The sequence below is a fragment of the Algibacter luteus genome, assembly GCF_030344935.1.
Classification (GTDB): Bacteria; Bacteroidota; Bacteroidia; order Flavobacteriales; family Flavobacteriaceae; genus Arenitalea; species Arenitalea lutea.
The window spans coordinates 3,480,594-3,502,005 of sequence record NZ_CP128313.1 but is presented as its reverse complement, the minus strand read 5'-3'; the positions used below and the strand labels follow the sequence as shown (position 1 = coordinate 3,502,005).

Sequence of the window (21,412 nt, the reverse complement as noted above, 5' to 3'; positions counted from 1 at the left end):
GGTAACGTTTATGTATAAGGAAAGTTGCGTGTTTGTGTGCGAGGATTTTCCGAAGGAAAATCAGAAGCTAGCAAACGAGCAACTAACTTTGGTTTAGCTAAAACTAGCAATTTTTTTTATACGGTGTTATGTGTAGACTTTTATTTAATCCGAAAATAAAATTCATTAATCCAACCCTTTTCTTCGTCAATCATTCTTGTTACTAATTCCGTTTCCGTTAATTTTAATAAAGGGGATTCCATTTCGCCCAAATCGGTTTGGTTTAGCTCTTTTTCCCAATACTTACTTTCTCTTTGTTCAAAAACAATTCTACTACGTTCTTTTGATATTTTCCATTTTCCAGATTCATTAATTCCGCACATATTCCAAACATATCGACCGTCATTAAAATATTCTATTGTGTCCAAGCATTTAAGTCCGTCATATTTTTTTCCGTCTTCCGTTTTATTAATTTTTTTAACCCACTTTCCAACAATTAATTTGTCCCAATTCGTTTTTAATGAGTCAGATTGTCCGTATGCTTGATTAAAACATAGACTTAATAAAATAGTTCCGATTGTTAATTTATAGTACTTCATTTCAGTTTACACATAACGTGTTCGTGTATGGCTCGTTGCGGAAAATCAGCTATGATTTTCCGCCATAACTGAAAGATAGCAAATTGCAATGAATTCCGATTAGGAATTCAGCCGCAATGAGCTATACACGTTGTTGTGCTTTCGTTATTTTTTAATTTCGTCGTCTATTAATTTGATCAAATCTTGAATGTATTCTGCTAAATTTTTGTGCATTCCAGCTAAAAAACTGTTGTTCATATAAGCAAGTCTCAATCCGTTTTTAAACAAATCATTATTGTGTTGCCACTTTGCATTTTCTATAAGTTGTTGGTGTTGTTCTGTTGGAATGTCCTCAATTCTTAACCTATTTGGAAACCCATAATTTGGTTTGCTTAAATCAAAAAATGGAATAGCTCTTATGTTTTTAACGTGTGGGTCGTATAAGTAAGTTTCATATTCTCTTCTCATATGGTGCTCACCTCCAGAAATGTCAGCGTAGTGTTTTTCCAATTCCAATAGCTTGTTTTTTATTGAATCATTTTTAATTCTGCTTAAATTACCAGAACTCAAAAGTTCTTTGAAAGTATTGTTGTTCGGTACATATGTATTCCAGATAAATACTTTTTCATAAGTATCTGTATATTCTTGAACATCATTTATTGAATTGGGCTCGTCAAAATTCAGTAGAGTAGAACATGCAATGGCTTTTTCAAAACGATAAGTTGCAAATCGTTCAGTATTTCCAATTTCACTAACTAAATCAGCTTTTAAATTTAAAAGAGAGTTAATCTCTTTATCTCTCTCTTTTCTTATTTCATTTGCATTATTAATCTGTAATGCAATTAAAATTCCAATAACCACAAGAATAATTTCTCCAATTGCGTAAATCAGATACTTGCTGAATTTGTTTTCAGAGAGTAAGTTTAGTCTAATTTTTCGAAAGAATTTTATCATTGGTTAGCGGTTTCTGATAATGAAGCACAACGTTTATGTGTAAGGAACGTTGCGTGTTTGTGTGCGAGGATTTTCCGAAGGAAAATCAGATGCTAGCAAACAAAGCAACGACCAAACGGTTAAACTAAAATAAGCAATGTTTTTTACACGGTGTTGTGGTTAGTTTTTATTTTCAATTCCGTTTAGTTTTTTAATAAATAAAATTGACAGAGCAATTAAAATGAACCATCTTGAAAAGTATATTCCCGAAGTCATCCAACCGTAAACTTGAAGAAAATCAGAAGTGTCAATATTTTCCATTCTAGTTGAATGTTCTGCGTAAAGTCCAGATAATTTATGCGTTATTGGATTTAAAGTCAACGCAATTAGCGCAAGTATTATAAATATTCTTTTTGGGAATTTAGTCAGATAAATACCTGATGAATTTGAGTTTAGTTTTAGTTTTTTTAAAATCAAAAATGTAGACAGAACATATAAAATCAGAGTAATAATCGGCATTGAGTATTTCATAATTCCATAAGAAAGTCCCAATTCCGATTTCGCAAAATATATTAGGTAGGTTATGAAAAATAGGATTGAGTCAATTCCGCTAATGAATATAAATCCGAAGATTATCCACAATATTAATAAGACATTTTCTTTATTCATTCGGTTTACTCAAATTAACCACAACGTGTTTGTGTATGATTTCGTTGCGTGTTTAAGCAATAAAGTTAGCAAATAAAACACAGATAGAAAGTCCGCAAGGACTTTCGTAAGTAGGCTCTAACTAGCAATGAATTATACACATTGTTAGGCACTGGCTTTTATTCCACAATGTCATATCCAGCTTCCTTAATTCCAAGAAAATCTTGTTTAGACTTTCTCTCATTCAACAATCCATTTTCTTTTAGCTCAATCAATAACTTTTTTAGCTTTTTTATTCTCGGTTTTTGATTCAGCAACCAAGTTTGGTCAGAAACTGGTGCTCCGTTTAATTTCATTAAGTTTATTGGCGTTACGACTATCTTTTTGTTGGAATTTTTAAGTTCAATTATCAGTTTCTCTAATAATTCGATTGTTAATTCTTTTGGGTCTAATCTGCTTATATTCGAAAACTTTTTCCAATCAGGAACAGTTATCGGTTCTTCATTGTCTAATTTGGCTCTTTTATCAAACTTTAAAAGTCCGTTTAATAAATCCTCATCTTCGATATTGAAGACATCAGAGTTTGGTTTATCAGCACTTGCTCCAACAACAATTAATTGTCCCAATCTATAGTCAGGATTAGTTTTCCATATCCGTTCAAGTTCATTTAGTATTTTGGGAATTCTATTTTTATCTCTCACTTTCTTTATGGTACTTTTTTATTTTTAATTGATAAATTATTCCGTAAATCAGTCCGATTATTCCACCAATATAGCTGAAATTATGCATCGTTCCAGCAGTCAAAAAACTTTTTCGGTCATTCAATTCAGCTGGTAGATTCCAATTCGCATCCAAGTTTGAGATTAGAAATTTACCAATTAAAATCCCAACAATTCCAATTCCGATTGCTATTGCTAAAGTCCGAAATATTGCTCCGATTGCACTTTTCCACATAATTTTGGAATTCCGCTGAAACATTCCTACAATTCCAATAATCAGTCCGAGTAAAAGTCCGAACCACCAAGTTGATAAAACTCCGACTAAAGAAGCAGTTTGTCTTGGTTGGTTTTCTCCCATAAAATAAAAGTCAAATTGTCGAAACTTAAACTTCGTAAAATATTCAAACGAGATTGAGTAAGAAATTTGGTTATGCAAAATTCCGTAAATCGAAGCGAGAATTATTGAAATGATTACGATTAATATTAAAATTCCAATTTTTTTCGCCATTCGTTTTTTCAGCTTGTGCCTAACGTTTATGTGTAAGGAACGTTGCGTGTTTGAGTGCGAGGATTTTCCGAAGGAAAATCAGAAGCTAGCAAACAAAGCAACGACCAAACGGCTTAACTAAAATAAGCAATGTTTTTTACACGGTGTTGTAATGCGTTTTTATTTTTTAATACCAAAACTCAAATCCAATTCCTAAACTCAATTCATTAAAGGTATTTACTTTATAATATTTTAGAAATCCGTATAATCCTTTGTATTCTTTTTTTACTTCAGCTTGATATTCGCTCAAGTTTTTATAAATCGTTGTTTTGGCAGATACTGACATTAAAAATGGTTGTCCTATCCATGTTCCAAGTCCAAATGTTGGTCCAACAGAGTTAACTTTTTTGTTTTCTGATGATTTAGTAAAGTCAATTGTACTTAAGCCAATTATTGCACTTATTTTGTTAAAATTTAGACTTGTTTCCACTGAATATGCTGACAACTCTATGTTGCTGTCATAGTCCAAATTTTTATAAGATGAATTAATATCAGCGTTAAAATCACAGCTCACAAAAATGTGATGGAAATTCAGGTAAGTATTAAGAAACCTATTTTCCTTAAGATTCGTTTGGTAACTAATTCCAGTTTTAATTGTAGGCCAATTATAATTTGGTGTAAAAGAAATTTGAAATTGCCCTCCAACAGGATTATTAATAAGTCCGCTATTTAAATTAAAACCAATAAGTTTTTCGTCAAACCAATCAATATTACAGTCTTCTTTTAAAAATATTTCCAAATTCACTTTATCCTTTAGCTTGTATTCTAAAGTTTGTATGCCAACAAATGAAAAAGTCAAAATGTTAAGTGAGTCAGGAACAGTAATTTTAAAATTTCCATCAAAGTCAGTTTGTGTGCCAATCTTTGTCCCTTTAACAATTACGCTTACGCCAGGAATTGGCGTTTTGTCGCTTTTGAATTTTACAACGCCACTATAAACGGTTGATTGACTGAATAAAAATCCATTTGTGAATAAGAATAGTAGAAGTAATGCTTTTTTCAAAATCGGTCGGTTTAATTTGAGTACAATTTATTTCAGATTTTTATTTTGAAAAAGGCATATTTAGTGAAACTGTATTTTGAATGAGTAAACGTGCCCTCAAATGCATTACAACGGTCTTGTGTATGGTTAGTTGCGTGGTTAAGCAACTAATTTAGCAAACAAAAACGTGCCAGAGAAAATTCCGAAGGAATTTTCCAAGTAGGCAATTGCCAAAGCAATTAATTATAAACGTTGTTGTGCAACGTTAATTATTCTTTTCAAGCGCTTTCTTTATCGATTCAGACACTAATTCTTTTGTTTTAGCATCTTCCGTTTCCGTTTTGTCTAATAGTTTGTAAATCGCATTTAAATCAATTCCGTCGTGAATTGGATTCCGCAGTTGAGTAAGCACAAATTCCAATATTTCCTTTTTCTTCGAAACTCTACTTAAAATAGCGACAAATTTTTTCGGATTAGATTCCAGCGTTCTAAAAATCAGGTCATTATTAAATTCGGAATATTCGGCATTATTCGAACAGTCAGGATTCATATTCGCAAAGAAAACAGCAAAGTTTTGGTCATTCAATTCAGTTCCTTTTTCAAGAAGAGAATTAATCTCAACAAGAGTTCTTAAATCGCAAATTGGGATTTTTTCAGCACTAACATTTTCTACTTTTTCCTCTGTTACTTTATCAGTTTCCGATTTTACATTTTCAATAATTTCCGATTTATTTTCGGTGTTTACATATTCAGTTTGTTTCTGCTTACAAGACAGAAAAAATAGTAGAGTAAATATCAATGTAATTCCGTTTTTCATAATGTTGCACAACGTTTCTGTATAAGAATAGTGCGGTTTTGCGTGCGAGGAATTTCCGCAGGAAATTCAGAAGTAGCAAAAGTGGACTATTCGTTGATTTAGCACTAAACTAAGCATTATTTTTATACGTTGTTGCCTACTGTAGTTTTTTCGTTTTTACTTTCTTAAAATTCTAAAAAAAAATCGCGAAAAACAAACTAGCCAAAAATTCTGCTCTATTTATTCCGTTCGATTCCGCAAACTGGCTCAATTCCGCAAGAGTGAATTTCAGCGTTCAGATCTGATTTCCGCAACGTTTATAAATTCCGTATGAGTGGTAAGTCCGCAACAGGCTAAATTCAGATTTCGAGTAAAAAATTCAGCATAGAGATTGGCAAAAGTCAGATGATTTTCAATTCCATATTGCTTGCGCTTGAGTGGATTCCGCTATTGTAGGCAACGTTTCTGTATAAGAATAGTGCGGTTTTGCGTGCGAGGAATTTCCGCAGGAAATTCAGAAGTAGCAAAAGTGGACTATTCGTTGATTTAGCACTAAACTAAGCATTATTTTTATACGTTGTTGCCTACTGTAGTTTTTTCGTTTTTACTTTCTTAAAATTCTAAAAAAAAATCGCGAAAAACAAACTAGCCAAAAATTCTGCTCTATTTATTCCGTTCGATTCCGCAAACTGGCTCAATTCCGCAAGAGTGAATTTCAGCGTTCAGATCTGATTTCCGCAACGTTTATAAATTCCGTATGAGTGGTAAGTCCGCAACAGGCTAAATTCAGATTTCGAGTAAAAAATTCAGCATAGAGATTGGCAAAAGTCAGATGATTTTCAATTCCATATTGCTTGCGCTTGAGTGGATTCCGCTATTGTAGGCAACGGTCTCGGCTATGAGTAGTTGCGTGGGTTAGCACTTAACTTTGCAAGTACGCACCAAACTGAAAATCCGCGAGGATTTTCAGAAGTATACCTGAACAAGCAATTACTTATAGCCATTGTTAGCCACTGACTTTTTTATAGTTTAAATTCCGTTATTTTTTCATTCGTGTCAAAAATATTTGGATAATGTTCTTTTATATTTTTAATCATAAATTCTAGAGGCACATCGTCAAAATATCCATAATCATCTACATATTCCATAAATCGACTTCCCTCACTATTATATTGTTGTAAAAATGAATTGTTTTCTCCGTCAAAATCCAATGGTTCAACATTCAATTTCTCACATAAAGATTTGTTAAATGCAGGTAACATTTTCAACCATTTTTTATCGAGATAGACGTTAACCATTCCGTGTGGTGTCAATTCATTTGAACCAAATTTTTCAGTTAATCTTTCGACAGCTATATGATTCTTTACTTTTCCCAAGTGTAGTCTTGCAGGAATTCCTAAAGCACGAAGGCAGGCAATTAATATTATAGATTTTTCCACACAATTACCCGACTGTTTTTCAGCAATGTGGCTCGACTTGTACTTTTCCTTTGAAAGGCTTATGCTGTAAGGGTCATATTTCCAATTGTCTCTTACTTTGGTATAAATTCCAATTGTCTTTTCTTTATCAGATAGTCTATCAGTTTTAAATTCAGATATCAGATTCTGAACTAATTCATTTTCAAAGTCAAAATAATATGTTGATTGTAAATACTTCATTTGTAATTAAGGCGAATTTCTAGTTTGTGGCTAACGTTTCTGTATAAGAATAGTGCGGTTTTGCGTGCGAGGAATTTCCGCAGGAAATTCAGAAGTAGCAAAAGTGGACTATTCGTTGATTTAGCACTAAACTAAGCATTATTTTTATACGTTGTTGTAGTGCGTTTTTATTTTATTATTATTGGAATTACAACATCGTCTTTGTCAAAAGTTTTAATTTGAATTGCTCCATTTTCTCCTTCTCGTTTTCCCCAAATTGCAATAGCTTGATTAATTCCGATGTTATTTATTTCTTTTATTTTTCTAGAAATTAAATAATTTCCAACAAAATTAAAATTGTGAGATGGTATTCCGTCTACCATATAAAAAATCTTTTTCTTTGGGTCAATACTTTTTACAAACGCATAGTCAATGCCTAATTCAGGATTAAATTCCGCAACATTATTCAGTCCGATTATCTTTTCGTAATTCGATTCGTAATTAATTTCGGATAATGGTTTTTCAATCACTTTTATTGACTTATTATTTTTCTGTCCAGCAATAAATTCAGTCGGATTAATCAAGACCCATTCGTTATTGACAACAACAATAGTTTTGTCATTAATTTTAATTCTTTCCAATTCCGATTTACAGTTAAAAAATAGAACTGAAATCAATAGTAAAATTATGGTTGATTTTCTCATTTCTCAAATGCACTACAACGGTTTTGTATAAGATTAGTTGCGTGGTTTAGTACCTAATTTAGCAAATACAAACCGAATAGAAAATCCGCTAGGATTTTCGTAAGCAGGCTCGTACCAAGCAATTAATTTTATACGTTGTTGGCAAATCGTTTTTTATCTTTTATTCCTTGTTTTTTTATCTGGAAATCCATCTGCTGGTTCTATGTTGGTAACAAGATTGACTTCTGGAAAATATTTTTTCATTAAATGTCTCAATGGAACTTTTGTCTCTTTATTTTCTTTGAACATTGCCTGTAATTTTTCTCCGTCCATTGTCATTCCTTCAGGCATTGATGCCATAGTTTGAGTATTAAAGGTTGCTGTCTCCATATTTTCGGAAGCAATCATTAATTCGTCCATTTCTTTAAGTAATTCCTCATCCTCTAAAACTGACATTCCTGGTGCTTGACTGTGTCCGAATTGTATCATATCACTAGCTTCGTCCATTAACTTAATGTCAAGTAGGTCATATTTTGAAAAAGGAATATGAAAATCATTAAATCTTATAAATGGTTGTTCATCTATTAGTATTTGAATGTGAAAATGAGGAAAGTCCGCATTTTTTGAATTAGTATGACCTTCTAAATCCGTCTTTCCGTAATGTAATGACCACTCAATGTTCTTATATTTTATAGTTACTTCTCTTAATTTGCTTTTGGAAGTTTCACTTTCCAAATCATTTATGTTCTTAATAAAGTTTTCAGTTGTCGCAACCCAACGCAAATAACTTTCTAGTTTGAAAAAACCAATTGGTTCGGACAGATAGTTTTTAAAATCTTTTTTTCTAATTCCGTTTGGTCTTAAAAACCAATGAAAACAAGGTTCGTCAGGGTAGAAAGTCTCTAATTTATTACCGCATAAAAAACAACAAGATTTTGAAAAGGCATCTTTAAATTCCGCGAACATTTTTTTGTTTTCCTCAATTTGTTCTTGGTTTTTCTTTTCCACATATTCTGGTGAAAGACTTGCTAGATAATCTTTTAATTCTTTTGTGTTATGTGGATTTATTTCTTTCAAATGAGTTTTGTCAAAATGTTTGCCAACGTTTTTGTGTATGGTTAGTTGCGTGTTTCAGCAACTAATTTAGTAAACAAAAACGAACGCGAGAAAATTCCGAAGGAATTTTCCAGATAAGCACTTGCCAAAGCAATTAATTATACACGTTGTTGCCAATAGTTTTTATTTCAGATTTACTTCAATCGTAACAATAGTATTCCCTTCCACAACTATGTCAAATTCTTTTATGTTTTCAGAAGTCAGTTGAGCTTCTATAATTATTCTATTGTCGATAATCTCTTTTTTTAATATTTCTACACTTGGAATAACTAAATTATATTTATTTTTTTCTTCGTCAGATAATTTGGAATATTCCTCATCGCTTGGAAATTCCAAGTTGTTTTTTGAAGCATAAGTTTCCCAAGGGAATCCACGTAATAAAATCCAACGTTCTGTATTTTTTGTCTCTAATTCGATTTTAATAATTCGGTTTTTTTCTACATCAATTATTTTTTTATTTGGAATTAGAATTTTGATTCCATCTTCGAAAAAAGTTCGGTCAGTAATTGTTGGTAATTGGTCAAATTCTTTTTTTGTAAGTCCATTTTCAAGCAAAGTCCACTTTTCGTTTTCAGGATAATGAGAATAGACAAAGTATTCTGGGTTTGTCATAAACCAAAAGTCATCTCTCTCTGTATTATCTTCATTTTTACTTGCCCAAGTTACATCAATTAAAAACCAATTATCACCAATAAATACTGCATTCCAAGCGTGGTCAGATACATTCTTTGACACAAAACTATCTAACCATTGTTTAGAGTAACCGTTCACAACTTTACATTCTATTTCAAGGTCGTCACATAACTTTTTAAACAAAAGTGAATAACCGCTACAAATTGCTTTTTTTCGTTCCAATGTTTTATCAATTACATTTTCCTCTGAAGTATAAAATTCTTTTTTTAAACTGTCGCTTTCGTATAATTCAAAATCGTAAGAGATATTGTCAGTTATCCACACAAACAAAGCACGAACTTTTTCCAAATCAGTTTTATATTCCGACGTGATTTTTTCGGCAAGTTTGTCTTTCGAAGTAAATCCAATATTAGCTACTTGTTTATCAATTTCGATAAATTCAGATTGTGCATTGGAAGTAAATCCAATGAAAAGTAGAAGGATTAATATGTTAGATTGCAGTTTCTTCAAATTATTGGCAACGGTTTTGTGTATGGTTAGTTGCGTGTTTCAGCAACTAATTTAGTAAACAAAAACGAACGCGAGAAAATTCCGAAGGAATTTTCCAAATAAACAACGACCAAAGCAATTAATTATACACGTTGTTGGCTTTTAGTGCTTTGATTCAGATTATTTTTTTCAGATTTCAAGTTTTTCAGAGAATACTTATCTAAAATTCTAAAAAAATCGAAAAACTAAACCAAGCTTTTTTCATTTCCGATTTTCATTCCGCAAACTGGCTAAAATTCCGCATGAGTGAGTTTTCGAGTAAGTAGCTCAAATTCCTTTCTGTAATTCAATTCAGATTTGAGAACTTCAATCAATTTTTTTCACCTGTTTTGTTTGTATTTTTTGTTCTTTTCCAATTAAGAAATATATAACTGCACCAAAAAAATTAAACAAAAGAACAACCAAAACCCAAATCAGTTTATTATTCCCTTTAAATTCACTTTTTAAAATATCAATCAATGCAACAATTGTTGGCACTATTCCGATTAATAAAATAAACAATATTGTAATTATTTGCCAAGGTCCAATTGCTCCGAAGTAATTCATAATTCACTTTTTTTATTCTTGTTCAGTTTTTTTGCATTAAAGCCAACGTTGTTGTGTATGGTTAGTTGCGTGGTTAAGCAACTAATTTAGTAAACAAATACTTGCCAGAGAAAATTCCGAAGGAATTTTCCAAATAAGCAACGACCAAAGCAATTAATTATACACGTTGTTGCCAACTGGCTTTATTTTATTATTTCAGTCAGATAAACGATTCCGAAAATCCAACCAACATAGAGTAGAGTATAAGTCAGTGAGTATACAGCTGAAATTCCAATATCTCCTTTTGTATCTTTTGATTTATTAAAAACGAATTTTAATGCTCTGAAAAATATCCAATATAACATTGCTAAAATAATGAATAGCGAAAACCAAAAAACAGCTTCTAAAACTATTAGTAAAATCACAAACAATATTGACATTCCAATCCAGAGTAAAATTGATAAAATCAATCCGCCAATTCCATCTCCAACTGATGGTAATTCCATAGTAGGTCCAGTTCCGCTATTTGCAATGAAATCTCCACTTTTAAAATTCCGAAATTTTGGAAAATCGTCAATTAGTCCAGTTCCGCTATAAAGTCCATAAGTCATAAAAAGAAATAACGCTGTCGCTATAATTCCGAGTGATAAATACAGGTTAGAAGTCAAACTCCGATTGTAATTTATTCCAGTTAGATAAACAGTCAGAATTGTAATTCCGATTACGAGTAATGAAACTATGAAAACGGATTTTCCTTTCAGATATGGTTGTTTAGTTTTCAATTCAGAGTATTTGGTCAGCTTTTAGGAATTTGGTTTTTATTTAAAATCATTCAAATAGTTGATAACACTATTAAGTTTTCTTTCACTCATTGAGTTTATAAGAAATTGTTGGTGATTAGATATTAGAAAAGCTTCGATTTCAAGTCTTCCAAAAAAAACTTCAATAAAAGCCACATAAAGTTCATCATTAAAATACTCATCAAGTTTGGACTCAACCAAATCGTTGAATTTTTTGCTTGTTTTGATTCCATTAAATTTTTGATGTCCAATTTGTTTTCTGAAAGAGTGATTAACAGTTCTATTGATTTCACTCATTCTTTTTCTCAAATTGCCACTTTCTCCAATGTATAGAAGTTTATTATTCTTTTCGAATAGGGCATAAATCCCAGGCGAATCAGGAATTGTATTCCGTCTCCATTCAGCACTTTTTATAAACTTATGTCTTTCCGCTCTTAAAAGCTTTTCTTGGGCTAAATGTAAGGTGTCCAGAAGTTCTTCTGAAGGTTTATAAATATTCATTTGATTTGCTTTCAGCTTGTTGGCAACGGTCTTGTATAAGATTAGTGCGGTTTTGTGTGCGAGGATTTTCCGAAGGAAAATCAGATGTAGCAAAACAGGACTAATCGTTGGATTAAGCACTAGCCCAAGCATTAATTTTATACATTGTTGTACACTGGCTTTTATTTATATTTTTCCGAGTATAAAAATTCAGCACGTTCATTTAATTCGTCCGTCATTTTTATTTGATTCGGTTTATTTTGATTCAAAATCCACGCTTTGTTTCCGATATCGCTACTTTGAAGTACGATTGTATCTCCAATTTCAGTCCAACCAATTGTCCATTTATTAGCATCTCCAGCTCCAGTATTCAATTCAGTCAGTTTATTACTTTCCTTATCGAATAAGTGAATAAAAACATAAGCGTAATTCTCCACATTTTTGTCAGTCCGAATTACAGTTGCTTTAATTCCAAAATTTCCAGTTGGTGACTTTAACAATTCACTTTCATAATCGCTGAAAAAGCAACTTGTAAAAGTCAAAGTCAAAAGTATTAAAGTCAGTTTGCGTTTCATTTGGTAGCTTGTGTACAACGGTTTTGTGTATGATTAGTGGCGTGTTTAAGCACCTAATTTAGGAAATAAAAACCTAATAGAAAATCCGCGAGGATTTTCGTAAGCAAGCTCGAACTAGCCATTAATTATACACGGTGTTGTACTGCGTTTTTTATTTCAATTCCACGTCATAATCCAATGTCCAACTGTCGTTTTCTCTTGTCAAATTAAAGTGTTCTATTTGGTTTTTAGCTTCTATTTTATAATTCCAATTTTCTTTAAACTCAAAATGATTTTCTAATTCTGGGAATAGGTTTTCTATCAGCCAAATTTTCATTTCTTCAAGCACATTTTTGTCATAAACTGAAAATCCCCAAGTTCCACTAACATTAAAAATCCGTTCTGATTGTTGGTCGGCAGAAAAGTAAACTATTCCGCTTATGTATGAGTGTTTTCCAATTTTATAAAGAGAAAGTTTGTCTTCTGCGATTAAATAGTCTTTTATCGTTGGAAAATAATCTTGATAATCCAAATTTGGGTCAATTCTGTAAGTTAGAGTTGAGTCAATTTCGGATAGTTTTTGTCCAATTGAAAAGATTGGTTTTCCGTTGAAATGTAGGCTCAAAGGTTTGTAACTTGAATTTATATTTAAATTCTCCGCTTGATAAATTGAGTCAACAATATTTGTTCTTTGCTCAATTCCATTTTCGGTAAATTTGTTGTCAGCTCTTTTTCCCATAGAAGTTCCGATAAAAATCAAAATTCCTATTAGCAGTAAACTCGCAATTCCGAGCAAGATTAATAATATGTTCAGGACTTTTTTCAAATGCAGTACAACGGTTTGTATATGGTTTGTTGCGTGTTTTAAGCACCTAATTTAGCAAATACAAACCGAATAGAAAATCCGCGAGGATTTTCGTAAGTAGGCTAGAACTAGCAATAAATTATATACGTTGTTGTAAACAGTACTTTATTCCCATTTTGCTATTAATTCCGCCACTCCTTTTTCAATTCCGCTGTAATAATCTCCATTTTTAAATTCAGGAATAATGGTTTGGTCAATTATGTTTTTACAAATTTCGTCCGTCAGAATCTTTTCAGTTCCAAGTCCTGTTGAAATCCTTATTTTTCTCAAGTTTTTGCTGAAAACAATAGAAAGTCCATTGTTCATTTCTTTTAATCCAATTCCGTTATAATTCGATAAGTCAACCGCAAACTTGTCAAAATCCGTATAACTTCCGATTGATTTTATGGAAACGATAGCTATTTGATTAGATGTGTTTTTCTTAAATTCCCTAATCATTAAAGTCAATTTTTCCAGTTGCTCAACAGTAAAAATTAGTTCAAAGTCATTTACTTCTCTTTTTAATTTCGGCAAATCACTTTCTCCTAAATCAAATTCCGAAAATTCAACTTTTGGTGGATTAGTATTCGGTTCTGTTTTTTCGATTTGCTTTGTTTTACAACTATAAATTGTCAAAAAAGCAAAGAATATTATTTTGAATATCAGTTTCATTCGTATTGTTTACAACGTGTTTGTGTATGGTTAGTTGCGTGTTTCAGCACCTAATTTAGTAAACAAAAACGAACGCGAGAAAATTCCGAAGGAATTTTCCAAATAAGTACTTGCCAAAGCAATTAATTATACACGTTGTTGGCTGTAGTTATTTTTGTTATCAGTTTTTGATTAAAAATTTAATAACTGATTTATGTGCTTTCCTTTCAGTTGCTAATTCAAAATGATTAGCACCTTTGATTTCCAAATATTCTCCATTAGGTAAAGTTTGAGCAACTTTTTGCCCTTTTCCAAGTACCAAATCCATTTCACCACTAATTATCAGAGTTGGAACTTCAATTTTGGCAGCATTTTCTGCAGTTAGAGTAGAATACTTTCCAAGACTCATGGCAATCATAGATTCTCTATCTAATCCAACTTCATTTAAAAAATTCCAATAAGCAGATACATGTTTTGGTAAATGGTTTGGGAAGCTATCATATGAAAATACTTTTGCAAAGCCTGGTAAAAGATTTTCTAAAATGTATGGAGGAACTCCAATAAGTCCATCACCTGTTGCCATCAAAACCGCTTTTGAAAAATATTCAGGATGCTTACTTAATAAATCAAAAGCTATTAGTGTTCCCATTGAATATCCAATTAAACACACATTATTTAAATCTAAATGCTTAATTAAATTAATTACATCATTTGAGAAGTTCGTTGTTCCATAAAAGTTTGGATCATTACTTTTATCACTTTCTCCGTAACCACGAAAATTAATACCAATTACTTGAAATCCGTTTTCTGTTAAAGTCTCAATCCATCCAGTTTGTACATAGTTATAATTGAAATCAACTGCTCCACCGTGAAGAAGTACTATTGGTTTTCCTTTGCCGTGAACTTCATAGCTTATTGTAACTTTATTTGTTGTGAATTTCGGCATTTATCTTCTTGTTTAGATGTTCCCTTTAATTACTGCCAACTTATTATATGTGGATAAATATATTATTTAATTTCTTATTTCATTCCGTTTCGGGATGATAAGAGGAATTTTTCTTCCTCTTTTTGTGATTTTGATAATTGCTCTAAAGCGTTGTCTAAAGGACTTGTAATCGACAAAATATCTTTCCGTGCTACATGTGTATAAATCATCGTGGTTTTAGGGCTCGAATGCCCTAATAACTCCTGGATGTGTCTCAACCCAACACCACGCTCTATTAAATGTGTCGCGTAACTATGCCTTAAAGTATGTGGCGTCACCTTTCCTAAAATCCCAGCTTTTTTACAAGATTGATACATAAATTTTCGAACACTGCTCGCAGTGTACGCCTCCTTTTTCTGGCCTTCAATTAAATAAACCGTTGGTTTATAAATTCTTAAATAATGATGCAACAAGGGCAAGGTGCTTTCAGCTAAAACAACATACCTGTCTTTTCTGCCTTTGGCGTTTTTTATATGTATTTGTTTCCTGTCTATTTTTAAATCTTCAATTTTTAAATTAATTAATTCACTTATCCTTAATCCGGCCGAATAAATTAAAGCCAATATCGTTTTATGCTTTAAATTCTCAGTCACTCGCAATAACCTTATCACTTCGTTTTGCGATAACACATTAGGAAGTTTTTTTGAAGCCGATGGGCGCATCAGTTTTAAATCGTCAATATGGGTATTTGGGCAAAAAACAATAAATAACTTCAAAGCACTCACAAATTGTCGTTGTGTGCTAATGGCGTATTTTCGCTTTACAAAAACGGTTTCTATAAATATTTCAGCATCCCTATTATTTAATTTAGAAATATCCTTTGCATTGTAAAACTCTATAAAATCTGCAATAAAATGAGCGTAGGTATCTACGGTACTTTTGCTATAACGCTTCCCTTTTAAGTACAAATAAAAACCATTTAATAAGTTCTTGTTGTCTAGCGTCAAGTTTCTTATGCGTTTTTTAGGAAATTGTTTGGTGGGCATGCTCGTATCTAAAACGGCATCAGCATTCACCTTGGCTTTTCCCTTTAATAACTCAAGAACTAGTTTTAAATGTTCGGGCGTATTCTTTATATACCATGTTTTTAGATTTTGACTCCATGTAATTTCTGGAATGTCTCGCAGAATATTAATTAAAGTCGCATTATACTTGAAATTAATGGTAATTTGATGTGTCTTTCTATGATATTTACGATCTAAAGTAACTAAGGGCAATACGCTCATGTAATGAAATATTTTCTTAAAAATAATAAATTCCTACAAATAATCCATGTTCAAAACTAGGAGTTTATCAACCATGTACATTTTATATATTTTAAAATGCATTATTTTATCTTACTTTTACATTCCACAAAAAAATCAAATTTGATATCACCAGCATCCATAGATCAAGTGTTTGAAACCGCCCGAGTAGAGGAGGTTATAGGTGATTTTGTGCAACTTAAAAAAGCAGGAAGTAATTTTAAAGGACTAAGCCCTTTTAGCGACGAGCGTTCACCAAGTTTTATGGTATCGCCAGTGAAACAAATCTGGAAAGATTTCTCTACCGGAAAAGGCGGTACAGCCGTATCTTTTCTTATGGAACACGAGCATTTTACCTATCCTGAAGCCATAAGATATTTGGCAAAAAAGTATAATATTGAGTTAGAAGAAACACAGCAATCTTCAGAACAAAAAGAAAAAGCTAACGAGCGTGAAAGTTTGTATTTGGTAAGTGAATTTGCAAACGATTATTTCAAGAAAATACTTCATAAAACCGATCAAGGTAAGGCCATAGGTTTAAGCTATTTTAAAGAACGTGGTTTTACTGAAGAAACTATTAAAACATTCGATTTAGGGTATGCCTTAAACGAATGGCAAGCCTTTACCGATGAAGCTTTAAAGCAAGGCTATAATATTGATTATCTTCAAAAAACTGGGCTTACCATTGTAAAAGAAGATAAGCGTTTTGATAGGTTTAAAGGGCGCGTTATGTTTCCTATAAAAAGCATGAGCGGACGTGTTTTAGGTTTTGGCGGACGTATTTTAATTTCCGATAAAAAAGCAGCCAAATATGTAAACTCGCCAGAGAGCGATATTTACCATAAAAGTAAAGTGTTGTATGGTATATATCATGCCAAACAAAGCATTGCTAAAGAAGATAATTGTTATTTAGTTGAAGGCTATACCGATGTCATTCAGTTTCATCAAACAGGAATAAAAAATGTAGTATCTTCTTCCGGAACTGCGTTAACTTCAGAACAAATAAGGCTTATAAACAGACTTACCAAAAACATTACCGTGCTTTTTGATGGTGATGCAGCTGGTATGCGCGCATCGCTTCGCGGGATAGATTTAATTCTAGAACAAGGCATGAATGTTAAGGTGTGTTCGTTTCCTGAAGGTGAAGATCCGGATAGTTTTGCGAAACAAAACACCCTTGAAGAGCTAAACACCTATTTAACCGAAAATGCCAAAGATTTTATTCAGTTTAAAGCCTCTATTTTATTTGAAGATTCAAAAAACGATCCTATAAAAAAGGCAGAAACCGTTCGCGATATTGTAAATAGTATTTCTAAAATTCCAGACCGAATTAAAAAAGAAATCTACATTCAAGAATGTGCCCGAATAATGGATATTAGTGAAGAAGTCCTCTTTAGTACTTTGGCGCAAATCAATAAAAAAGATGTTCAAGAAGAAAATAAAAGGTATAAAACTGAACAAAAAGCCTTCGATGTTATAAAACACGAACAACCTGTTAAAAAAGTTGATGTACAATATATCTTAGAACGAAAAATTATTGAAGTGCTTTTGCTTTACGGTAATAAAACTGAAAATTTTGAAGACCTTGTTTTAAAAGAAAACGATAAAGGCGAATTGGTTTTAGAACCTGTAATCCATCAAGCCAAAGTATTCGAAAAAGTATTTTTAGACTTGCAAGACGATGAAATGGAATTTAGTAATGAAAAGTTTAAAAACCTGTATTACACCATTATTGATAGGTTGAACCAAGATCAAGAGTTTGAACTGAAAACCTTCGTAAATTCAGTAGACCAAGATATGGCTAATGAAATTACAACTATTTTAATGGAAGACGAGCGATATGCTCTAGACAATTGGAATAGAATGAATATTTTTCCTAAAGAAAAAACACACTCCATCGCACAATTGGTAAGCGAAACCATTTTAAGTTTGCGCTGTTTTTTAATCGACCAAAAGGTTAAAGAATTTCAGCAAGAAACACTACAAAATAAAATAGACTCGAATAGAAATATACTTGAAGAAGTAAAAGACTATTCGGGTCTAAAAATGTTGTTGTCTAGAAAATTAAATAGGGTATTGTAAAACTATACCTGTTGGCTAAGTTTTGCTTGGTTTACCAAATCAACTAAATTAGTAACCTTAAGCTTTCTCATAAGTCGAGCTTTGTAAGTACTAACTGTTTTTTCGTTGATATCTAATTCCTTAGAAATTTCTTTGTTTTTTCTACCTATCGTTAGAAGTTTCAATACTTCAGCTTCTCTAGTAGAAAGTTTTTTGTAAAAAGCACCGCCTTTGTTTACTCGAGTACCTAAGGCTAGTTGCTGGGTTAAATCGTTACTTAAATGAATACCGCCATCATGTACTTTTAAAATGGCTTCATTAATAGTAATTACATTTACCGATTTGTTTAAATACCCTGCAGCACCAGCTTTAATGGCGTTTATGGCATAAACTTCTTCGGGCTGTGCACTAAGAATTACGGTTTTAATATCCGGAAAATCATTCTTTAAATGACGCAATACTGTAAGTCCGTTTAATTTCGGAAAATCAGTTTCAGTCAAAATAATGTCTACTGGATTTTTCTTTACAAAATCTAAGATGGCTTCGCCATCGTTCACGCTTCCTACAACTTTAATGTTAGGAGAAGCAGAAAAAAGAACCTCTAGTCCCTTTCTCGTAATTGGGTGGTTGTCTGCTATTAATAATTTTATCATAATTGAAAAGCTTTTTTAAATAACTACGTGAGAGATAGTTAGGTTGAGAGAATAAGCTTGCTGTAAATGTAATACTTTTTTAAATAATCTGCAAAAATTACTGTAAATTACTAGGAATTTCGCAAATCGGTATCGGGATCATCTTGTGTTTGTTAGAATTGTTATAGCGTTTATAAATTTTAAATACCTCTTGTTCTCTACCTTTAAAGTCGTTTGCTGTCTTGCCTTCATCATCCATTTTCATAGCCCACTCTAATTCTGGGTAAGAGGCGCCAATTTGGTCTTCATCACTTCTGGCATCGCCAAATAAACCGTCACTAGGCGCTGCTTTCATAATAGATTCTGGTACTTTTAAAAATTCACCTATTTGGTACACTTCAGATTTTAATAAATCGGCTATGGGGCTTAAATCGACACCACCATCACCATATTTAGTGTAAAAACCAACACCAAAATCCTCCACTTTATTTCCTGTTCCGGCTACCAGTAATTTGTAAAGTCCTGCGTAATAATAAAGAGTTGTCATTCTTAATCTGGCTCGAGTATTGGCTAAAGCCATATCTACAGTGGCTTGGTCGCCTTCCATAAATATTTCAGTTTTAAATTCTTCAAAAACGGGAGTTAAATCGCAACGGGTTTCATCAACATTATCAAAGCGCTCAATTAACTGTGCAATATGCTCATGCGCTCTACTTACATGACTTTCGGCTTGGTGTATGGGCATTTCTACGCATAAAACATTTAAGCCTGTTTTAGCACAAAGGGTAGAGGTTACAGCCGAATCAATGCCGCCAGAAACACCAACTACGAAACCATTTACGCCAGCATTTGTAGCGTATTCTTTTAGCCAATTAACAATGTGATTTACTATTTTTTCTGTTTGCATTATAAATGAATTTTAATCTAAGAATAGTACCTTTGCAAACAAAAATAACCCATACACTCAATTTATAAAAATTTATGCCGTTTAAGTTTTCTATGAAACCTACATTATTGTTTTTATTTATTGGAATAATGGCTGTTTCTTGTAAAAAAGATAAGTCTTTAGAACAAGATATCGCAAAAATAAATACCAATGTGCAGATAGAACGTTTTGATAGACTATTTGCAAATGTTGACTCCCTTAAATTAGATAATTTAAAGACGGCTTATCCTTTTATGTTTTCTGAAAAATATCCGGATTCGCTGTGGCTAGCAAAAAGTAGTGATACCTTGCAAGTACAATTGTTTGAAGCTGTTGAAGAAACTTTTGCTGATTTTGAGAACACAGAAACCGAAATAGAATCCTTATTCAATCATTTAAAATATTATTTTCCAGAGTTTAATCCACCTAGGATTATAACCACAACAAGCGATGTAGATTACAGAAATAAAGTGATTGTTACAGATACCATCGCACTCATTGCCTTAGATACGTATTTAGGAACTAATCACGAATTTTATAGTGGCATTGCAAATTATTTAAAAGCCAATTTAAACAAAGAACAAATTGTTGTCGATTTGGCTGAGGCCTACGCTAAAAAATATGCCTTTCAGCAAGAGCGTAAAACCTTGCTAGATGAAATGATTTACTTTGGTAAACTTCTATATTTTAAAGATGTTATGCTGCCTTTTAAAACCGAAGCGGAGCGTATAGGTTATACCGAAGCGCAACTTAAATGGGCTCAAGCTAACGAAAGTTATATTTGGCGTTATTTTGTGAGTAGGGAAATGCTATTTAGTACAGATTCTAAATTACCGGGCAGATTTATAAATCCAGCACCGTTTTCTAAATTCTTTTTAGAAGAAATAGATACCCATTCACCAGGTAGAATAGGGCAGTATATTGGTTGGCAAATTGTAAGAGCTTATATGTACCAAAACGATGTATCCTTAAAAGAGATGCTGATAAAAAGCACCGAAGATATTTTTAATAATTCTAAGTTTAAACCACGTAAATAATGGCAAATACAATAACTTCAAAAATAGAGCTTAATGTTGAATTGGATGAAAATCGAGTGCCAGAAAAACTGCACTGGACAGCTCAAGATGGAGGCATTACCAATGAAGAAGCTAAAGCTATGATGCTTGCAGTTTGGGACGCCAAAACCCAAGAAACGTTGCGTATTGATTTATGGACCAAAGATATGCCTGTTGATGAAATGAAAGTGTTTTTTCATCAAACCCTTGTGGCCATGAGCGATACCTTTTACCGTGCAACTCAAGATGAAAAAATGAGCGCGACTATGAAAGATTTTTGCGATTACTTCGCCGAAAAACTAGAATTAAAGAAATAAAAGCTTTACCGTTTTTACTAAGGTTTAAAAATTCATAGATAAGCCTAATCCGTTACTATTGGCGATTAAACTAAATTCTGGTTTCATCCAATTCGATGCTTTAGAGTCAACCGACGCGTTATAAAGTTCTACTGCTTGGTTTATGTTTTTGTTAGCACGAGATGCGATTGGTATAGCAACTACGATAATACCTGCACCAACAGCAGCCAAAGTCCAATTCGGATTACCACCACCTATAGAATTCCCAATAGGCCATCCTACGAGCCCGCCACCTACAAAGCCTAAAACTCCAGATAAACTACGATTGGTTCTTCCTTTTTTCATGATTTCAAAGGCTTCTGTGTTCGATTCTATAATATTGGCCAAATCGCCAATAGAAATCAGTTCATCATTATAAGTGTATTTATAGCCTCCAAACACTTTTTCAATATCTATTTTTTGAGCGTTACAAAAGGCTAGACTTAACATCATTAAGGTTAAAGTAAGAAATGGCTTTTTCATTTTTTCAAGATTTAGGTTAAACATGTTTAGCGATGCTT

The 21,412-nt window shown here is 32.4% G+C and carries 25 protein-coding genes; 3 read left to right on the top strand and 22 right to left on the bottom strand.

Translation table 11 applies throughout. The annotated features are described in order from the left end of the window. Window positions 1-140: 140 nt before the first annotated feature. The 19 genes from O5O44_RS15025 to xerA form a co-directional block, all read right to left on the bottom strand. Window positions 141-578, bottom strand: a complete 438-nt coding sequence (locus O5O44_RS15025; RefSeq protein ID WP_289195033.1) for a hypothetical protein — start codon at window positions 576-578, stop codon at window positions 141-143. A 144-nt stretch (window positions 579-722) separates the two neighbouring features. Next, window positions 723-1,511, bottom strand: coding sequence for a DUF6090 family protein (locus O5O44_RS15020; RefSeq protein ID WP_289195032.1), 789 nt, complete (start codon window positions 1,509-1,511; stop codon window positions 723-725). Between the two features lie 159 nt (window positions 1,512-1,670). Then, window positions 1,671-2,159 carry a hypothetical protein gene (locus tag O5O44_RS15015; protein WP_289195031.1) on the bottom strand — a complete coding sequence of 163 codons (489 nt, stop codon included), beginning with the start codon at window positions 2,157-2,159 and terminating at the stop codon, window positions 1,671-1,673. A gap of 158 nt (window positions 2,160-2,317) precedes the next feature. Further along, complete coding sequence (locus O5O44_RS15010; protein WP_289195030.1) at window positions 2,318-2,764, bottom strand: hypothetical protein; 447 nt, start codon at window positions 2,762-2,764, stop codon at window positions 2,318-2,320. A 64-nt stretch (window positions 2,765-2,828) separates the two neighbouring features. After that, window positions 2,829-3,365, bottom strand: coding sequence for a hypothetical protein (locus tag O5O44_RS15005; protein WP_289195029.1), 537 nt, complete (start codon window positions 3,363-3,365; stop codon window positions 2,829-2,831). 166 nt (window positions 3,366-3,531) lie between these two features. Next, a complete protein-coding gene (locus tag O5O44_RS15000) occupies window positions 3,532-4,407 on the bottom strand; it encodes a carboxypeptidase-like regulatory domain-containing protein (RefSeq protein WP_289195028.1) in 876 nt (291 codons plus the stop codon). Window positions 4,408-4,651: 244 nt separating this feature from the next. Then, complete coding sequence (locus O5O44_RS14995; protein ID WP_289195027.1) at window positions 4,652-5,203, bottom strand: hypothetical protein; 552 nt, start codon at window positions 5,201-5,203, stop codon at window positions 4,652-4,654. Between the two features lie 1,001 nt (window positions 5,204-6,204). Then, on the bottom strand, window positions 6,205-6,840 hold the full coding sequence (locus tag O5O44_RS14990) for a transglutaminase-like domain-containing protein (protein ID WP_289195026.1): 636 nt from the start codon (window positions 6,838-6,840) through the stop codon (window positions 6,205-6,207). 167 nt (window positions 6,841-7,007) lie between these two features. Further along, complete coding sequence (locus O5O44_RS14985) at window positions 7,008-7,460, bottom strand: hypothetical protein (protein ID WP_289195025.1); 453 nt, start codon at window positions 7,458-7,460, stop codon at window positions 7,008-7,010. A 216-nt stretch (window positions 7,461-7,676) separates the two neighbouring features. After that, complete coding sequence (locus tag O5O44_RS14980; protein WP_289195024.1) at window positions 7,677-8,579, bottom strand: hypothetical protein; 903 nt, start codon at window positions 8,577-8,579, stop codon at window positions 7,677-7,679. Window positions 8,580-8,741: 162 nt separating this feature from the next. Further along, on the bottom strand, window positions 8,742-9,761 hold the full coding sequence (locus O5O44_RS14975) for a transglutaminase domain-containing protein (RefSeq protein ID WP_289195023.1): 1,020 nt from the start codon (window positions 9,759-9,761) through the stop codon (window positions 8,742-8,744). Between the two features lie 345 nt (window positions 9,762-10,106). After that, entirely contained in the window at window positions 10,107-10,346 is a 240-nt protein-coding gene (locus O5O44_RS14970) for a PLD nuclease N-terminal domain-containing protein (RefSeq protein WP_289195022.1), read from the bottom strand. Window positions 10,347-10,528: 182 nt separating this feature from the next. Then, window positions 10,529-11,107, bottom strand: coding sequence for a hypothetical protein (locus O5O44_RS14965; RefSeq protein WP_289195021.1), 579 nt, complete (start codon window positions 11,105-11,107; stop codon window positions 10,529-10,531). Window positions 11,108-11,143: 36 nt separating this feature from the next. Beyond that, complete coding sequence (locus O5O44_RS14960; RefSeq protein ID WP_289195020.1) at window positions 11,144-11,626, bottom strand: GIY-YIG nuclease family protein; 483 nt, start codon at window positions 11,624-11,626, stop codon at window positions 11,144-11,146. A 161-nt stretch (window positions 11,627-11,787) separates the two neighbouring features. Then, entirely contained in the window at window positions 11,788-12,180 is a 393-nt protein-coding gene (locus O5O44_RS14955) for a hypothetical protein (RefSeq protein ID WP_289195019.1), read from the bottom strand. Between the two features lie 151 nt (window positions 12,181-12,331). After that, window positions 12,332-12,898, bottom strand: a complete 567-nt coding sequence (locus O5O44_RS14950) for a hypothetical protein (protein ID WP_289195018.1) — start codon at window positions 12,896-12,898, stop codon at window positions 12,332-12,334. A gap of 231 nt (window positions 12,899-13,129) precedes the next feature. Beyond that, window positions 13,130-13,675 (bottom strand): TPM domain-containing protein, encoded by a 546-nt coding sequence (locus O5O44_RS14945; RefSeq protein ID WP_289195017.1) that lies wholly within the window; start codon window positions 13,673-13,675, stop codon window positions 13,130-13,132. Between the two features lie 160 nt (window positions 13,676-13,835). After that, entirely contained in the window at window positions 13,836-14,600 is a 765-nt protein-coding gene (locus tag O5O44_RS14940) for an alpha/beta fold hydrolase (protein WP_289195016.1), read from the bottom strand. A gap of 74 nt (window positions 14,601-14,674) precedes the next feature. After that, entirely contained in the window at window positions 14,675-15,865 is a 1,191-nt protein-coding gene (gene xerA, locus O5O44_RS14935; RefSeq protein WP_289195015.1) for a site-specific tyrosine recombinase/integron integrase, read from the bottom strand. Between the two features lie 141 nt (window positions 15,866-16,006). Here xerA and dnaG point away from each other — a divergent pair, with 141 nt between their 5' ends. Then, window positions 16,007-17,965: a DNA primase gene (gene dnaG / locus O5O44_RS14930; protein WP_289195014.1), complete on the top strand. Its 1,959-nt coding sequence runs from the start codon at window positions 16,007-16,009 to the stop codon at window positions 17,963-17,965. A 2-nt stretch (window positions 17,966-17,967) separates the two neighbouring features. Here the strand turns inward: dnaG and O5O44_RS14925 are convergent, their stop codons facing one another. Next, a complete protein-coding gene (locus O5O44_RS14925) occupies window positions 17,968-18,597 on the bottom strand; it encodes a response regulator (RefSeq protein WP_019388200.1) in 630 nt (209 codons plus the stop codon). Between the two features lie 97 nt (window positions 18,598-18,694). Then, the gene (gene nadE / locus O5O44_RS14920) at window positions 18,695-19,483 is read right to left on the bottom strand and encodes an NAD(+) synthase (RefSeq protein ID WP_289195013.1); all 789 of its coding nucleotides are present in this window, start codon (window positions 19,481-19,483) and stop codon (window positions 18,695-18,697) included. Between the two features lie 92 nt (window positions 19,484-19,575). Here nadE and gldB point away from each other — a divergent pair, with 92 nt between their 5' ends. After that, entirely contained in the window at window positions 19,576-20,538 is a 963-nt protein-coding gene (gene gldB / locus O5O44_RS14915) for a gliding motility lipoprotein GldB (protein ID WP_289195012.1), read from the top strand. Next, window positions 20,538-20,873 carry a gliding motility protein GldC gene (gldC, locus tag O5O44_RS14910; RefSeq protein WP_019388203.1) on the top strand — a complete coding sequence of 112 codons (336 nt, stop codon included), beginning with the start codon at window positions 20,538-20,540 and terminating at the stop codon, window positions 20,871-20,873. Before gldB ends, gldC begins: the two co-directional genes overlap by 1 nt. Window positions 20,874-20,897: 24 nt before the next feature. Here gldC and O5O44_RS14905 read toward each other — a convergent pair whose 3' ends face one another. Further along, the gene (locus O5O44_RS14905; protein WP_289195011.1) at window positions 20,898-21,374 is read right to left on the bottom strand and encodes a hypothetical protein; all 477 of its coding nucleotides are present in this window, start codon (window positions 21,372-21,374) and stop codon (window positions 20,898-20,900) included. Window positions 21,375-21,412 lie beyond the last annotated feature (38 nt).

Bases quoted from the DNA above. Each gene is read 5' to 3' on its own strand.
- O5O44_RS15025 (WP_289195033.1), bottom strand. From the start codon at position 578: ATGAAGTACTATAAATTAACAATCGGAACTATTTTATTAAGTCTATGT.
- O5O44_RS15020 (WP_289195032.1), bottom strand. From the start codon at position 1,511: ATGATAAAATTCTTTCGAAAAATTAGACTAAACTTACTCTCTGAAAAC.
- O5O44_RS15015 (WP_289195031.1), bottom strand. From the start codon at position 2,159: ATGAATAAAGAAAATGTCTTATTAATATTGTGGATAATCTTCGGATTT.
- O5O44_RS15005 (WP_289195029.1), bottom strand. From the start codon at position 3,365: ATGGCGAAAAAAATTGGAATTTTAATATTAATCGTAATCATTTCAATA.
- O5O44_RS14995 (WP_289195027.1), bottom strand. From the start codon at position 5,203: ATGAAAAACGGAATTACATTGATATTTACTCTACTATTTTTTCTGTCT.
- O5O44_RS14990 (WP_289195026.1), bottom strand. From the start codon at position 6,840: ATGAAGTATTTACAATCAACATATTATTTTGACTTTGAAAATGAATTA.
- O5O44_RS14970 (WP_289195022.1), bottom strand. From the start codon at position 10,346: ATGAATTACTTCGGAGCAATTGGACCTTGGCAAATAATTACAATATTG.
- O5O44_RS14960 (WP_289195020.1), bottom strand. From the start codon at position 11,626: ATGAATATTTATAAACCTTCAGAAGAACTTCTGGACACCTTACATTTA.
- O5O44_RS14955 (WP_289195019.1), bottom strand. From the start codon at position 12,180: ATGAAACGCAAACTGACTTTAATACTTTTGACTTTGACTTTTACAAGT.
- O5O44_RS14950 (WP_289195018.1), bottom strand. From the start codon at position 12,898: ATGGGAAAAAGAGCTGACAACAAATTTACCGAAAATGGAATTGAGCAA.
- O5O44_RS14945 (WP_289195017.1), bottom strand. From the start codon at position 13,675: ATGAAACTGATATTCAAAATAATATTCTTTGCTTTTTTGACAATTTAT.
- O5O44_RS14940 (WP_289195016.1), bottom strand. From the start codon at position 14,600: ATGCCGAAATTCACAACAAATAAAGTTACAATAAGCTATGAAGTTCAC.
- xerA (WP_289195015.1), bottom strand. From the start codon at position 15,865: ATGAGCGTATTGCCCTTAGTTACTTTAGATCGTAAATATCATAGAAAG.
- O5O44_RS14925 (WP_019388200.1), bottom strand. From the start codon at position 18,597: ATGATAAAATTATTAATAGCAGACAACCACCCAATTACGAGAAAGGGA.
- nadE (WP_289195013.1), bottom strand. From the start codon at position 19,483: ATGCAAACAGAAAAAATAGTAAATCACATTGTTAATTGGCTAAAAGAA.
- gldB (WP_289195012.1), top strand. From the start codon at position 19,576: ATGAAACCTACATTATTGTTTTTATTTATTGGAATAATGGCTGTTTCT.
- gldC (WP_019388203.1), top strand. From the start codon at position 20,538: ATGGCAAATACAATAACTTCAAAAATAGAGCTTAATGTTGAATTGGAT.
- O5O44_RS14905 (WP_289195011.1), bottom strand. From the start codon at position 21,374: ATGAAAAAGCCATTTCTTACTTTAACCTTAATGATGTTAAGTCTAGCC.